The sequence below is a fragment of the Lutibacter sp. A64 genome, from assembly GCF_022429565.1.
GTDB lineage: Bacteria > Bacteroidota > Bacteroidia > Flavobacteriales > Flavobacteriaceae > Lutibacter.
The window spans coordinates 3,650,625-3,665,914 of record NZ_CP092487.1; the positions used below are offsets into that span (position 1 = coordinate 3,650,625).

At 30.6% G+C, this 15,290-nt stretch carries 11 protein-coding genes and 1 tRNA gene; 11 read left to right on the forward strand and 1 reads right to left on the reverse strand.

The features are described 5' to 3' along the window. The first annotated feature begins 24 nt into the window (after window positions 1-24). From murD to MKD41_RS14855, 9 genes are all read left to right on the forward strand, one after another. Window positions 25-1,413 carry a UDP-N-acetylmuramoyl-L-alanine--D-glutamate ligase gene (gene murD, locus MKD41_RS14815; RefSeq protein WP_240243121.1) on the forward strand — a complete coding sequence of 463 codons (1,389 nt, stop codon included), beginning with the start codon at window positions 25-27 and terminating at the stop codon, window positions 1,411-1,413. After that, the gene (locus tag MKD41_RS14820) at window positions 1,414-2,607 is read left to right on the forward strand and encodes an FtsW/RodA/SpoVE family cell cycle protein (RefSeq protein WP_240243122.1); all 1,194 of its coding nucleotides are present in this window, start codon (window positions 1,414-1,416) and stop codon (window positions 2,605-2,607) included. Then, complete coding sequence (murG, locus tag MKD41_RS14825) at window positions 2,591-3,685, forward strand: undecaprenyldiphospho-muramoylpentapeptide beta-N-acetylglucosaminyltransferase (RefSeq protein WP_240243123.1); 1,095 nt, start codon at window positions 2,591-2,593, stop codon at window positions 3,683-3,685. The genes MKD41_RS14820 and murG overlap by 17 nt, the downstream gene beginning before the upstream one ends. Next, window positions 3,686-5,029 (forward strand): UDP-N-acetylmuramate--L-alanine ligase, encoded by a 1,344-nt coding sequence (murC, locus tag MKD41_RS14830; protein ID WP_240243124.1) that lies wholly within the window; start codon window positions 3,686-3,688, stop codon window positions 5,027-5,029. After that, window positions 5,019-5,741, forward strand: coding sequence for a cell division protein FtsQ/DivIB (locus tag MKD41_RS14835; protein WP_240243125.1), 723 nt, complete (start codon window positions 5,019-5,021; stop codon window positions 5,739-5,741). Before murC ends, MKD41_RS14835 begins: the two co-directional genes overlap by 11 nt. Window positions 5,742-5,744: 3 nt before the next feature. Next, the gene (gene ftsA, locus MKD41_RS14840) at window positions 5,745-7,085 is read left to right on the forward strand and encodes a cell division protein FtsA (RefSeq protein ID WP_240243126.1); all 1,341 of its coding nucleotides are present in this window, start codon (window positions 5,745-5,747) and stop codon (window positions 7,083-7,085) included. Window positions 7,086-7,135: 50 nt separating this feature from the next. Continuing rightward, a complete protein-coding gene (ftsZ, locus tag MKD41_RS14845; protein ID WP_240243127.1) occupies window positions 7,136-9,064 on the forward strand; it encodes a cell division protein FtsZ in 1,929 nt (642 codons plus the stop codon). A gap of 122 nt (window positions 9,065-9,186) precedes the next feature. Further along, entirely contained in the window at window positions 9,187-9,636 is a 450-nt protein-coding gene (locus MKD41_RS14850; protein ID WP_240243128.1) for a GatB/YqeY domain-containing protein, read from the forward strand. An 11-nt stretch (window positions 9,637-9,647) separates the two neighbouring features. After that, a tRNA-Arg gene (locus MKD41_RS14855) sits at window positions 9,648-9,721 on the forward strand. Window positions 9,722-9,889: 168 nt separating this feature from the next. Here MKD41_RS14855 and MKD41_RS14860 read toward each other — a convergent pair. Beyond that, entirely contained in the window at window positions 9,890-10,906 is a 1,017-nt protein-coding gene (locus MKD41_RS14860) for a LacI family DNA-binding transcriptional regulator (RefSeq protein ID WP_240243129.1), read from the reverse strand. A gap of 478 nt (window positions 10,907-11,384) precedes the next feature. Between MKD41_RS14860 and MKD41_RS14865 the strand changes: the two genes are divergently transcribed. Both MKD41_RS14865 and MKD41_RS14870 read left to right on the forward strand, forming a co-directional pair. Next, window positions 11,385-12,944, forward strand: coding sequence for a sodium:solute symporter family protein (locus MKD41_RS14865; protein ID WP_240243130.1), 1,560 nt, complete (start codon window positions 11,385-11,387; stop codon window positions 12,942-12,944). A 38-nt stretch (window positions 12,945-12,982) separates the two neighbouring features. Then, on the forward strand, window positions 12,983-15,262 hold the full coding sequence (locus MKD41_RS14870; protein WP_240243131.1) for an FAD-dependent oxidoreductase: 2,280 nt from the start codon (window positions 12,983-12,985) through the stop codon (window positions 15,260-15,262). Window positions 15,263-15,290: the final 28 nt, after the last annotated feature.

Consider the following 15,290-nt stretch of genomic DNA (forward strand, 5'->3'; position numbering starts at 1 on the left):
AAAAACAATAGGGTAAATTAAATAATGAATACTAATAGAAATAATAACGAATTTGATGCATCTGTTTTTGGCGGGTACAAACACCTTTTGGTTGTGCTTGGAGCCGGAGAAAGTGGTGTTGGTTCTGCAATTTTAGGAAAGCAGAAGGGATATGAAGTTTTTGTTTCTGATATGGGAAAGATAGCAGGAAAATATAAAAATGTACTTATAGAAAATGAAATTTCTTTTGAAGAAGGAAATCATTCAGAGTCACGAATATTTGATGCAGATGTTGTAATTAAAAGTCCGGGAATACCAGATCATATTTCAATTGTAGCAGCATTAAAACAAAAAAATATTAAAGTTATTTCTGAAATTGAATTTGCTTCAAAATATACCACTGGAACTATAGTGGGAATTACAGGTTCTAATGGTAAAACCACTACAACAATGCTTGTAGATCATATTTTGAAAAATGCAAAATTAAATGTTGGAATGGGAGGTAATATTGGGATTAGTTTTGCGCAACAAATTGCAGAAAACAATTTTGATATACATGCATTGGAATTAAGTAGTTTTCAGTTAGATGGAATTGAGTCTTTTGCACCGCATATAGCAATAATTACAAATATTACACCAGATCATTTAGATAGGTATAATTATAAATTTGAAAACTATGTTGAATCAAAATTTAGAATTACAGAAAATCAGACAGAAAATGATTTTTTAATCTATGACGCAGATGATGAGGTGATTATAAATTGGCTTAAAAATAATAAAGTAAAAGCAACACTTCTTCCGTTTTCAGTAAAAAAGGAATTAGAACAAGGTGTTTTTATAAAAGATAATAAAATACAAATAAAATATAAAACCGAAGAAACAATAATGGAAATATCAACTTTAGCATTAAAAGGAGAACACAATACTAAAAATGCAATGGCAGCTGCCATGACGGCTACATTATTAAAGGTTAGAAAAAATACAATAAGAGAAAGTTTAGAAGATTTTGAAGGTGCTGAACATAGGTTAGAACCTGTACTTAAAATTAACGGCGTTCAATATATAAACGATTCTAAAGCTACAAATGTTAATGCAACATTTTATGCCTTAGATTGTATGCAATCACCAACAGTTTGGATTGTAGGAGGTGTAGATAAAGGAAATGATTATTTAGATTTAATGCCATTGGTTAGAGAAAAGGTTAAGGCAATTGTTTGCCTAGGAGTAGATAATCAAAAAATAAAGCAAACTTTTAATAATGTAGTAGATTTAATTGTTGAAACTGCAGGTGCAGAAGAAGCTGTAAAAGTTGCATATAAAATTGCTGAAAAAGGTGATTCAGTTTTATTATCACCGGCTTGTGCAAGTTTCGATTTATTTAAGAGTTACGAAGATAGAGGTAACCAATTTAAACAAGCGGTTAGAGAATTGTAAATGAAACAAATATTAAAAAATATCGAAGGTGATCGTGCTATTTGGGCAATTGTAGTCTTTATGGCGGTGTTGTCGTTTATGCCTGTTTATAGTGCAAGTACTAATTTGGTATATGTTGCAAACTCAGGAACTACAACGTACCATTTAGTAAAACATGTTGTTTTATTATTTTTCGGTTTTTTAATTATTTATGGAGTTCATAAAATACCATACAGGTATTTTAGTGGAGGGTCTGTTTTAATGCTTCCTTTAGTAATAGTATTGCTAATTTTTACCTTGGCTAAAGGAACTGTAATTGGAGGGGCAAATGCAAGTAGATGGATAACCATACCGTTTATAGGTGTTGGTTTTCAAACATCTACATTAGCAGGTGTTGTTTTAATGATATTTGTTGCGCGGTATTTAGCTAAAAATAAAGAGAAGGCAATTAGTTTTAAAGAGAGTCTTTGGAGATTGTGGTTGCCAGTTGCTATAACATTAGTTTTTATTTTACCTGCAAATTTTTCAACCACAGCTATTATTTTTTCTATGGTATTGCTTTTAACTTTTTTAGGAGGATATCCATTAAAATATTTGGCATCTATTGTGGGTATTGGAATAGTAGCATTTGCATTATTTGTTTTGTTTGCAAAAGCGTTTCCAAATACAATGCACAATAGGGTAGATACTTGGGTGAGTAGAATAGAGAATTTTTCTGATAAAAATGCTGAGGAAGGATACCAAGTTGAAAAAGCTAAAATTGCAATTGCAAGCGGTGGATTACAAGGAAGAGGCCCAGGGAAAAGTGTTCAAAAGAACTTTTTACCACAATCATCATCCGATTTTATATTTGCCATAATTGTTGAAGAATATGGTTTAATATTTGGCGCTCTAACAGTTATATTAATGTATTTATTATTGTTGATAAGAATTTTAGTTGCAGCTAAAAAAGCTACAACAATTTTTGCGACATTATTAATAATTGGCGTAGGTTTGCCAATTATTTTTCAAGCAATTATTAATATGGCTGTAGCTGTAAATTTATTTCCAGTTACAGGACAAACATTGCCGTTAATTAGTAGTGGAGGAACCTCTATTTGGATGACTTGTTTTGCCATTGGTATTATTTTAAGTGTAACTGCTGAAAAAGAAAAAATTATAGATAATGAAACTGAAGAAAACCCTTTAGATATTTTACATGAAGCAATCGATTAACATAATATTAAGTGGAGGTGGCACAGGTGGACATATTTATCCAGCTGTATCTATAGCAAATGAGCTAAAGGAAAAATATCCTGAGGCTAATTTTTTGTTTGTAGGTGCTAAGGATAGAATGGAAATGGAAAAAGTACCTCAAGCTGGATACAAAATAGAAGGATTGTGGATTTCGGGAATTCAAAGAAGTTTGTCTTTAAAGAATTTAGCATTTCCCTTTAAGTTAATAAGTAGTTTATGGAATGCATTTAAAATTATTAGAAAATTTAAACCAACAATTGTAATTGGTACTGGAGGTTTTGCTAGTGGTCCAACTTTATACGCGGCGAGTGTTAAAGGTGTTAAAACTGTAATTCAAGAACAAAATTCGTATCCGGGAATTACAAATAAATTATTAAGCAAAAAAGCAGACAAAATTTGTGTAGCTTATGATGGGTTAGAACGATTTTTTCTTGCTGATAAAATAGTGAAAACAGGAAATCCTGTACGTCAAGATTTATTAGATGTTACTAGCAAAAAAGAAGAAGCAATCAACTTTTTTGGATTAAAATCTAATAAAAAAATATTGGTTGTTATAGGTGGTAGTTTAGGTGCAAGAGCTTTAAACAATTTAATTGAAAAGCAAATTAATTGGTTGGTAGAAAATGAGGTTCAGGTTATATGGCAAACAGGAAAATTATATTATGAAGAATTTAAAAAGTATGACAACCTAGAAGGAGTTCAAACACATGCTTTTTTAAATAGAATGGATTTAACATATGCTGCTGCAGATTTTATTATTAGCAGAGCAGGTGCTGGTTCAATTTCAGAATTATGTATTGTAGGGAAACCGGTTATATTTATTCCTTCTCCTAATGTGGCAGAAGATCATCAAACAAAAAATGCACTTTCTGTAGTTACAAAAGATGCTGCTTTATTGTTAAAAGAATCTGAATTAAATATGTTTCAAAATATGTTTTTAGAACTTAAAAACGATGAGAAGCTACAGCAAAAGTTAAGTGAGAATATAAAAGCGTTGGCCTTGCCTAACGCTACAAAAGATATAGTAAAAGAAATAGAAAAATTAATAAATAGTTAGTTGAATTTAGACAGTATACATAACGTTTATTTTATAGGTATTGGAGGTATCGGTATGAGTGCTATTGCAATTTATTTTAAAAGCAATGGTAAAAATGTTGCTGGTTATGATAAAACACCTACTGAAATTACAAATAATCTTCAAAAAATGGAAATTAACGTTCATTTTGAAGATGCTGTAGATTTAATTGACGATGTTTATACAAACCCTAAAAATACCATTGTAGTTTATACGCCAGCTGTTCCAAAAGTGCATACAGAGTTAAGCTATTTTATAGAGCATAATTTTACCGTTCTAAAACGTTCAGAAATATTAGGAGAAATTACTAAAAATACTAATTGCTTGGCTGTTGCAGGTACGCATGGTAAAACTACAACATCAACAATTTTAGGCCATATTTTACAAGAAGCTAATGTAAGTGCAACTTCTTTTTTAGGTGGAATTTCAGAAAATTACAATTCCAATTTAATTTTAGGAGGTAATGAAGTTTCGGTTGTTGAAGCTGACGAATTTGATCGTTCATTTTTAAAATTATCTCCAAATATTGCCTGCATAACTTCAATGGATGCAGATCATTTAGATATTTATGGAGCTAATGAATCGTTAGAGAATTCATTTAAAGAATTTGCAGATAAAGTTTCAGGTACCTTGTTTGTAAGAAAAGGGATGCCAATTAAAGGGAAAACTTTTGGAATTGAAGAAGATGCAGATTATAATGCTTATAATATTAGAATTGAAAATGGAGCTTATATTTTTAATGTAAAAACACCATTTGAAACTTTTGAAAATATAAAAATATTTATACCAGGAAAACATAATGTGCTAAATGCAGTGGCAGCTTTGGCAATGGCTAATCATTTTGGAGTTTCAATTGAAGTTATTGCTAAAGCTTTACTAACTTTTAAAGGTATAAAAAGGCGTTTTTCGTATAAAATAAATACAGAAAATTTGGTGTTGATTGATGATTATGCACATCACCCAACCGAGATAAATGCAGTAGTAGATGCTGTAAAGGAAATGTATCCAAAACAAAAAGTTTTAGGGGTTTTTCAGCCACATTTATTTAGTAGAACTAGAGATTTTGCTGAGGATTTTGCACAAAGTTTAGCGCGTTTCGATGAATTGATTTTATTAGATATATATCCGGCTAGAGAATTGCCAATAGAAGGTGTTAGTTCTCAGTGGTTATTAACAAAAGTAACTAATAAAAATAAGCAGCTTTCTTCAAAAGAAAATTTAGTAAATGCTATATTAAAATCTAATGCACAAATTATCGTTGTAATTGGAGCAGGAGATATCGGACAATTAATAGAAAATATTAAAAATAGTTTAAGTGAAAATTAATTGGAATTACATAAAAGGCTTTTTACTACTTAGTTTAGTAGTGTTTTTGTATGGGTTTTCACACCATAAACACGCTACTAAAAAAGTACATGATATTGTTGTTGAATTTGAGCAAGGAGACAACCTTTTTATGAATTATGAAATGGTTGATAAATTGTTAATACAAAAAGGAAAACCTGTTCTAAATGAAGCAAAAACTGTTATAGATTTACAAAAACTGGAAACTAATGTGGCGGCACATCCTATGGTTGAAAAAGCAGCTGTTTTTTTAACAGTTGATGGTGTGCTTAAAACTAAAATAAAACAACGTACCCCAATAGCTAGAGTTATTTCTAGTACTACTAGTTATTATATTGATAAACAGGCAAAAATAATGCCTTTATCAGAGAATCATTCAGCTAGAGTTTTATTGGTTTCAGGTGATATTATAGACAAAGATATAGATGAAATTTATCTTTTAGTAACAACAATTTTGAATGATGAATTTTTAAAAAAACAAATTATTGGTGTGCAAAAAATAGAGCAACATCAGTATGTTTTAAAAAGCAGAATTGGAGAACAAGATATTGAAATAGGTACTATTGAAAATTTAGATTCAAAATTTAAAAACCTAAAGTCGTTTTTTAATAAAACAATGGCAGATAGAACAATAGATAAATACACATCAATAAATTTAAAATATAACAACCAGGTGGTTTGTACAAAAAAATAGGGTATGGAACATAACGATATTTCAGTAGGATTAGATATAGGAACAACAAAAATTGTTGCTATGATAGGTCGTAGAAATGAATATGGTAAAATAGAGTTACTTGGAGCCGGAAAAGCAAAGAGTTTAGGTGTGCACCGAGGTGTTGTAAATAACATTACACAAACAATACAATCTATTCAAATGGCTGTAGATGAAGCTATTGCTGTTTCTGGAATTAAAATTGATGAAGCAGTTGTTGGTATTGCAGGTCAACATATTAGAAGCTTGCAGCACAGTGATTATATTACTAGACCTAATGCAGAAGATGTAATAGATGAAGATGATTTAGATAAATTAGAAAAACAAGTTCATAAGCTGGTAATGTTACCAGGTGAAGAAATTATACATGTATTACCTCAAGAATTTAAAGTTGATGGTCAGCCAGAAATTACACAACCAGTTGGTATGTACGGAGGTAGGCTAGAAGCTAATTTTCATGTAGTTGTAGGTCAGGTTTCTTCAATTAGAAATGTAGGTCGTTGTATAAAAAGTGCAGGTCTAAATTTAGCAGGTATTACCTTAGAACCTTTAGCATCAGCCGAAGCTGTTTTAAGTAGTGAAGAGAAAGAAGCTGGTGTTGCGTTAATTGATATAGGAGGAGGAACAACAGATTTAGCAATATTTAAAAATGGAATTATTCGTCATACAGCGGTTATTCCATTTGGAGGTAATGTAATAACAGAAGATATTAAAGAAGGTTGTTCTATTATAGAAAAACAAGCAGAATTATTAAAAACAAAGTTTGGATCTGCTTGGCCAGGAGAAAATAAAGACAATGAAATTGTTTCAATTCCAGGCTTAAGGGGAAGAGAACCAAAAGAGATTACTCTAAAAAACTTGTCAAAAATTATTCATGCACGTGTAGTTGAAATTGTTGAACAAGTATTTTTAGAAATTAAAAATTACGGTCACGAAGAGCCAAAGAAAAAATTAATAGCAGGTATTGTTTTAACTGGTGGAGGTGCAAACCTAAAACATTTAAAACAATTGGTTGAATATATTACTGGTATGGATACCAGAATTGGATATCCTAATGAAAATTTAGCAGGAGATTCTGATGAGATTTTTTCAACACCACAATATGCAACAGCAGTTGGGTTGTTAATGAATGGTTTAAATAGGCTTGATAAAAAAAATATAAAAATAAAACAACAGCAAGCAATTGAAGAAGCAGCTGTTAATGAAGTCGAAAAACAAGAAAAGAAAGAGGTTGTTAAAGAAGTTGAAGAACCCAAAGAACCCAAAAAATCAATTTTTGATAAATGGGGAGATAAGTTTAGAGATTTTTTAGACAATGCCGAGTAACACTATAAAAAGAGTAGAAAAAGAAAAATAACACCAATAAATTAATAAGTATGAGCAGTTCAGATTTTAGCAATATTTCATTCGATTTACCGAAAAATCAATCAAACGTAATAAAAGTAATAGGAGTAGGAGGAGGAGGTAGTAATGCCGTAAACCATATGTACTCACAAGGTATTAACGGAGTTGATTTTGTTATTTGTAATACCGATGCTCAGGCATTACAAAATAGCCCAATTCCAACTAAAATTCAATTAGGTGTTTCACTAACTGAAGGTTTAGGTGCAGGAGCAAATCCAGATGTTGGAGAGCAAGCTGCTTTAGAAAGCATTCAAGAAATAAAAGATATGTTATCTTCTAATTCTAAAATGGTGTTTATTACTGTTGGAATGGGTGGTGGTACAGGAACTGGTGCCGCTCCAATTATTGCAAGAGTAGCGCGTGAATTAGATTTGTTAACTATTGGTGTGGTTACAATTCCTTTTTCTTTTGAAGGTAAAATGCGTAATGATCAAGCTCAAAAAGGTATTGAAAGATTACGTGAGTATGTAGACTCTTTAGTTGTAATAAATAACAATAAATTAAGAGAAGTATATGGAAATTTAGGCTTTAAGGCAGGTTTCTCTAAAGCAGATGAAGTACTATCAACAGCATCTAGAGGAATTGCAGAAGTTATAACACACCACTATACTCAAAATATAGATTTAAAAGATGCAAAAACAGTACTTTCTAATAGCGGTACTGCTATTATGGGATCTGCAACTGCATCTGGAGCTAATAGATCTTTAGAGGCTATTTCAAAAGCATTAGACTCTCCTTTATTAAATGATAATAAAATAACAGGAGCCAAAAATGTACTATTATTAATTGTTTCTGGTGCCGAAGAAATTACAATTGATGAAATAGGAGAAATTAACGATTATATTCAATCTGAAGCAAAATCTAATGTAAATATTATAATGGGTGTTGGTGAAGATGAAAACTTAGGTGACGCTATTGCAGTTACTATAGTTGCAACGGGTTTTAATAAAGACCAACAACATGAAATTTCAAATACAGAAGCTAAAAAAATAATTCATACCTTAGGTGATGAACAAGAAGCTTCATTCGATTTTTCAGAGGATGTAACTGTTAAAACTACCCCAAAAGCTACTGATGAGTCTTTAAATGATTCAGAAGATGTTATAGAAGATAAAGTTGTTTTTGATTTAGGTGAAGAAGATGAAGAAGATGATTTTTCAATTATTCCTACCACTGAATTTATAAAAAATATTGATGTTGTTTGCGAAGAGGTTTCTGCAGATGCAATTGATGATGAAGATTTTGTAATAACTCCTATAAATCCGATAAAAGCTGAAGTTGAAGAAGCTCCTGTAGTTGAAAAAGAACAGCAAATTGAATTTACTTTCGATATGCCAATTCCTCAAAAAACAAAAAAAACAAAAGCAGAAGAAGATCCAAATATTGCTATTAATTCTATAGAAGTTGTAGATCATAAAGTAATTGAGCCTGAGAAAAAAGTTGAAGAAGATGTTTATTTTACCCTTGAAGATTACAGTGAATTAGAGGATAATTTAACAAAAGCCTCAAAGCCAGTTGCTGAAAAAAAGAGCGAAGCAATAAGCGAAGAATTAAACTTAACATTACGCGCAAATGACAAACCTAAAATTGATGTAAACGAAGAAATTGTTGTAGATCATAAAGAAGTATCTCCTTTAGATTTAACAATTTCAGAATTACAAAAAAGAGCAGCGGATAGAAGAGAAAAAATGAAAAATTTTAACTATAAGTTTATTAATAAAGTAAATAAAAATATAGACGAAATAGAAAAAGAACCAGCTTATAAAAGAATGGGAGTTCAATTAGATAGAAGATCACATTCTTCTGAAATTAATCAATCAAGAACAACATTAGATGTTGATGGAAATGATGATTTAAAATTTAGATCTAATAACTCTTTTTTACATGATAATGTAGACTAAAATATACTGCCCAAAGACAGGAGCCCTTAGATTAATTTTCTAAGTTTTAGAACTCGAAATCTTTATAAAAATTAAAGGTTTTCGAGTTCTTTTTTTTATCTTCGTACATCAAAATTAACATTATGAGTTTACAAGAAAATTTAATGGTTAAAATTAAAGAAGCTATGAAATCTAAAGATAAAGTAGCTTTAGAATCTTTAAGAGCCATAAAATCTGAAATACTATTAGCGCAAACTAAAACTGGAGCAACTGAAGATTTAACGGAAGCAGAAGAAATAAAGTTACTTCAAAAATTAGTAAAACAACGAAAAGATAGTGCAACTTTGTACAAAGAACAAGGTAGAGATGATTTAGCAGCTCCTGAGCTAGCACAAGTTGAGATTATTGCTCAATTTTTACCAGAGCAATTAGATCAAGCTGCTTTAAGTAAAATTATTGAAGAAATTATTTCAAAAGTTGGAGCAACGTCTATGAAAGATATGGGTAAAGTAATGGGTGTGGCTTCTAAACAATTAGCAGGTAAAGCTGATGGTAAAGCAATTTCTAATGCTGTAAAACAGTTGTTAGCATAAATTATAATTAGGGCCTCGTGGCGCAACTGAATAGCGCACTGGATTTCGGCTCCAGCGGTTGTAGGTTTGAATCCTACCGAGGTCACTAGAGTTTTTATGTAGCATTATTAAAATAATGTTATAGAATAGCTAAGTTAAAGGTATTGATTTTTGTCAATACCTTTTTTATTTACGAAATAAATTATTGGTTTATTAGAATAATTATTCAATAACACTTTCAATCTTAATAACTAAAAATTTAAAAGTAGGTAGCTTAAATTTTAACAGTGGATTCTCGTATATTTAATTGTCCATTTAAAATAATAGTTTGGGGAATAAAAGTATTGGTACGGTTTTCAATTTGTTCAATTAGTAATTTTGCGGCTTCTCTACCAATATCTAGAGTTGGTTGGGAAACAGAAGTTAATGGAGGATCAATTAAATCTGCTATTTTAGATTCTGTAAAACCAACAAACGCAATGTCGTTTGGTATGTTATAACCATTTTTTTTGAATACTTTCATAGCTCCAATAGCAGATGGATCATTGCAAGCAAAAATAGCATCAGGAATGTTATTATTCTTAATCATGTTTTCAGCAACTCGCATGCCATCTTCAATATTAAAACCAGTAGGTATTATTCTATCTTTTGTAATAGCTATTTTGTGTTTTTTAAAAGCATCTATAAATCCTCTTGACCTTTCATGTGAAAGAGAAAGTGTTCCTGTACCTTTAAGGTGAACAATGTTTTTGTATCCTTGAGTTATTAAATGCTCTGTAGCAAAAAAAGCCCATTTGTAATCATTAAATAATACTTTAGAAGCCTTAAGGTTTTTATTTACACGATTAAAAAGAACAATAGGTAAACCAGATTCTATTAATTTTTGATAATATTCGGTATTACTAGTTTCACTAGAAATGGATAATAAAAGACCTTCTACCATATTATCTTCTAAAGTTTTAACGTTTTTTAGTTCGGTTTCAAAACATTCATTTGATTGAGTTATTAAAACTTGATATCCTTTTTCAAATAAAATTTCTTGAGCTCCAATAATAACTTCAGGAAAGAAATTATTTATAAATTCAGGGACAACAATACCTATATTAAACGATCTTTTTTGAATTAGTTTTTTAGCCATAGGATTAGGGCGATACCCCATTTCTATTGCAGTTTTTAATATAAGTTCTTTAGTTTCTTTTTTTATGTCATATTTATCATTAAAGGCTCTTGAAACTGTAGAAACTGAAATATTCAATCGTTTAGCAACATCTTTTATCGTTATATAGTTCATAGTTTTATTGAATATAATTTAAGAGAAAAATTGATTTTAAAATTGTAGTTTTTCTTTAAAGATATGAATCAAATATAATAAATATACCAATGTGAAAATTATTATGAAGAATTAATTTTCGGGAACACACTAAAATTTTCGGTTAAAATAACTAATAATGTTGTTGCGTTTATATCGCTCATTATAAGTGTTTTATGTGTTTTTTTCTTATTTCATAATAGTTGTTTTTAGGGGTAAATTATAAAAAAAGACGAATATACTTAATTTCCGAAAACGTTATCGGAAATCGATAACGTTTCCGAAAACGTTATCGGTTTTATTTTAAAGACTATTTAATCTTACAAAATATTTAATCTATATTTTTGATTAAACTAAATTAAACTAGACTATTTTGGGAACTATAGATTTTGGCATAATAATTATATTCACAATTCTAATTTTTATTTGTGGTCTTTCTTTTTCCAAATCTGGAAAAAATATGAAATCCTATTTTGCTGCAGGAGGTAATTTGCCTTGGTGGATGAGTGGTTTATCTTTATTTATGAGCTTTTTCTCTGCAGGTACTTTTGTTGTTTGGGGATCCATAGCATACGATAGTGGTTGGGTAGCAGTTACTATTCAGTTAACTATGGCAGCTGCTGGATTTGTAATCGGATTTTTTATTGCTCCAAAATGGCGTAAAACAAAAGCTTTAACGGCTGCAGAATTTATAACAAATAGGTTGGGTTATAATACGCAAAAAGTATATACATATTTATTTTTGGTTATTTCATTATTTACAACTGGAGCTTTTTTATATCCAGTTGCTAAGATAGTAGAAGTATCTACAGGTGTACCAATTACAACTAGTATTATAATTTTAGGTATATTAATTCTTATTTATACAGCTGTAGGTGGTTTATGGGCAGTTATAGTTACAGATGTATTACAGTTTGTTGTTCTTACTGCGGCAGTATTAATTGTGGTTCCATTGTCTTTAAACAAAATTGGAGGAATAAATGATTTTATTGCAAATGCTCCTGTTGGATTCTTTAATTTAGTAAATGAAGAATATTCTTGGGGATTTATTATTGCTTTTGGGTTTTATAATCTTTTTTTTATTGCCGGGAATTGGGCTTATGTGCAAAGATATACTAGTGTTTCAACACCTAAAGAAGCTAAAAAAGTGGGATGGCTTTTTGGAGCTTTATATCTAATAAGCCCGATTATTTGGATGTTACCTCCTATGATTTATCGAGTGTTAAATCCTGATTTAGATGGGCTTGCAAGTGAAGGCGCTTATTTGTTAATGTGTAAAGAGGTTCTGCCTGTTGGAATGTTAGGACTTATGCTTGGTGGAATGATTTTTGCAACTTCTAGTTCTGTAAATACAACTTTAAATATTTCTGCAGGTGTATTGACAAACGATGTTTATAAGCATTTTAGACCAAAAGCGACTACACAACAACTTATAAAAGTAGCAAAACTATCAACAGTAATTTTAGGTTTAATAACAATAGTTGTAGCATTATTAGTACCCTTTTTAGGAGGTGTTGTAGAATTTGTTTTGTCTTTGGCAGCTATTACTGGAGGTGCAATGTTTTTACCTCCATTATGGGCTATGTTTTCAAGCAGGCAAACAGGTAAAACTTCCTTATTTGTAACAATAACAGCATTAATTATTAATAGCTTTTTTAAGTTTATAACACCTGAATTATACAACTTTACCTTGAGTCGAACTTTAGAAATGAGTTTTGGAGTAGGCATACCTATATTATTATTAGCTCTAACAGAATTTTATTTTTTCATTAATAAAAGCGATAAGACAGATTATCTAAAATATATAAAAATTAATGAATTACGGTTGGATTCAACAGAGGAAGATTCAACAAAAGGAAATGCAAAAGGAGGCCGTGTTATTGGTATTGGTGTTGCATCCACAGGTTTATTAATCTTTTTGTTGTCTTTTTTAGCTGAAAATGGAGCATTACTTGTTGGTTGTATGGGATTTATTGTTATGGTTTTAGGGGGATTTATTATTCATAAAAATTTGAAATAAAAAAGTATTTAATAATTAAAGAAATTACTGAATAAGATATGTTAAAAAAGGACTTTGATATTAATTTAAGAAGTAATAAAACAGTTATAGTCACTTCAGATTTCGTTATAGTAGGTGGTGGAATGGCTGGTGTTTGTGCTGCTATTTCTGCTGCAAGAGAAGGTGTGTCTGTAACTTTAATACAAGATAGACCTGTTTTAGGCGGTAATGCGTCTAGTGAGGTTAGATTATGGATTTTGGGTGCAACGTCACATATGGGAAATAATAATAGATGGGCAAGGGAAGGTGGAATTATAGATGAAATACTAGTAGAAAATATGTATCGTAATAAAGAAGGTAATACTTTAATATTGGATACTATATTATTAGAAAAAGTTCTGAATGAAAAGAATATTACGTTATTATTAAATACTTCTGTATATGAGGTTTCTAAATCAAATTCAACTACAATAAGTGGGGTGTCGGCTTTTTGCAGCCAAAATTCAACAACTTATAAAATTAAGGGAAGCCTTTTTTGCGATACTTCTGGAGATGGAATTGTTGGTTTTCAAGCAGGAGCTGCATTTAGAATGGGAGCAGAAACTATAGAGGAATTTGGTGAAAAATTTGCTCCAGATGTAGCTTATGGAGAACTTTTAGGACACACCATATATTTTTATAGTAAAGACGCCGGAAAACCAATAAAATATGTGGCGCCAGAATTTGCATTAAAGGATATTACAAAAATACCAAGATATAAAGATATAAGTGCTAGTTCTCAGGGTTGTAGGTTGTGGTGGTTAGAATATGGAGGTAGAAAAGATACTGTTCATGAGTCTGAGGATATTAAAATGGAATTGTGGAAAGTTGTATATGGAGTTTGGGATTATATAAAAAATTCAGGCAATTTTCCAGATGCAGAAAATCTAACATTAGAGTGGGTTGGTACTATTCCAGGGAAAAGGGAAAGTAGACGTTTTGAAGGTTTGTATATGATGAAGCAACAAGATATTATTGAACAACGCCTTTTTAATGATGCGGTTGCTTTTGGAGGTTGGGCTGTCGATCTGCATCCTGCAGATGGTGTATATGATAGTAAACCAGGGTGTACTCAATACCATTCTAAAGGGATTTATCAAATACCACTAAGATCTCTAATTAGCAAGAATATTACAAATTTATTTATTGGAGGCCGTATTATGAGTGCAACTCATGTTGCTTTTGGTACAACTCGAGTAATGGCTACAACGGCACATAGTGGGCAATCTATTGGGTACGGTGCTGCTCAATGTATTAAAAATAAATTATTGCCTAAAGATTTAATTGAAGATAAGGAAATAGCTCAGTTACAGCAAACCTTAAATTTAAATGGGCAAAGTATTCCTGAAATCCCTATAAATCAAGAGGGTAATTTGGTTAGAAATGCAACTATAACTACATCTAGTTCTTTATGTTTGGATGGTTTTTCTGGTGATAATGGCTGGTGTACTTTAAAAACAGGAGTAGCGCAACTACTACCTTTACAGGCTGGAATCAATTATAAGTATTCATTTTATCTCGCTTCAAAAAAAAATACGTCGATACAAGTTCAACTTAGGGTTTGTAAAAATACGGGCTACTATACACCTGATGTTATTTTAAAGAATATTGAGATTCAGTTACTAGAAGGAGAGCAGGAAGTTAGTTTTTCTTTTGATACCATTTTAGAAGCAAATCAATATGGGTTTATAACTTTTTTAAAGAATGATAGTGTTTCAATACGTACTAGTAAACAGCGTGTTACAGGGGTAATGTCTTTATTTAATGGTGAAAATAAAGCAGTTAACAATAATGGTAAACAAGTACCTCCTGATAATATTGGAATTGATGCATTTGAATTTTGGATTCCACAACGTAGACCTCAGGGACAGAATTTAGCATTTTCAATAAGTCCTGCTTTAGAGGTGTTTAATAAGGATAACCTGTTTAATGGTTTTGTTAGGCCTTATCTTGGTACAAATGCTTGGGCTGCAAACTTTAATGATGAACAGCCTAAAATTACCATAAAATGGGAAAAGATTCAAAATATAAATTCAATCAAATTATTTTTTGATACTGATTATGACCACGCCATGGAGTCTTCTCTTTATGGTCATCCAGAAAATGTAATGCCTTTTTGTGTAAAACACTTTAAAATAAAAGATGAAGAAGGTAATGTAATATTTGAAAAAGTTGATAATCATCAAACAATTGTTACCGTCTTATTATCCGAAACTGTAAAAACAAGTATACTCTATATAGAATTAATTTCTTCTGAGAAAAATATACCCGTGTCATTATTTGAAGTATTTATAGCATAATATATATGAATTTAAAGGGATGTGCTTA

What these genes read in the sequence shown, in the direction of transcription:
- MKD41_RS14820 (WP_240243122.1), top strand. Translation starts at nt 1,414, where the DNA reads ATGAAACAAATATTAAAAAATATCGAAGGTGATCGTGCTATTTGGGCA.
- MKD41_RS14870 (WP_240243131.1), top strand. Translation starts at nt 12,983, where the DNA reads ATGTTAAAAAAGGACTTTGATATTAATTTAAGAAGTAATAAAACAGTT.
- ftsA (WP_240243126.1), top strand. Translation starts at nt 5,745, where the DNA reads ATGGAACATAACGATATTTCAGTAGGATTAGATATAGGAACAACAAAA.
- ftsZ (WP_240243127.1), top strand. Translation starts at nt 7,136, where the DNA reads ATGAGCAGTTCAGATTTTAGCAATATTTCATTCGATTTACCGAAAAAT.
- MKD41_RS14850 (WP_240243128.1), top strand. Translation starts at nt 9,187, where the DNA reads ATGAGTTTACAAGAAAATTTAATGGTTAAAATTAAAGAAGCTATGAAA.
- MKD41_RS14865 (WP_240243130.1), top strand. Translation starts at nt 11,385, where the DNA reads ATGAAATCCTATTTTGCTGCAGGAGGTAATTTGCCTTGGTGGATGAGT.
- MKD41_RS14860 (WP_240243129.1), bottom strand. Translation starts at nt 10,906, where the DNA reads ATGAACTATATAACGATAAAAGATGTTGCTAAACGATTGAATATTTCA.
- murD (WP_240243121.1), top strand. Translation starts at nt 25, where the DNA reads ATGAATACTAATAGAAATAATAACGAATTTGATGCATCTGTTTTTGGC.
- murG (WP_240243123.1), top strand. Translation starts at nt 2,591, where the DNA reads ATGAAGCAATCGATTAACATAATATTAAGTGGAGGTGGCACAGGTGGA.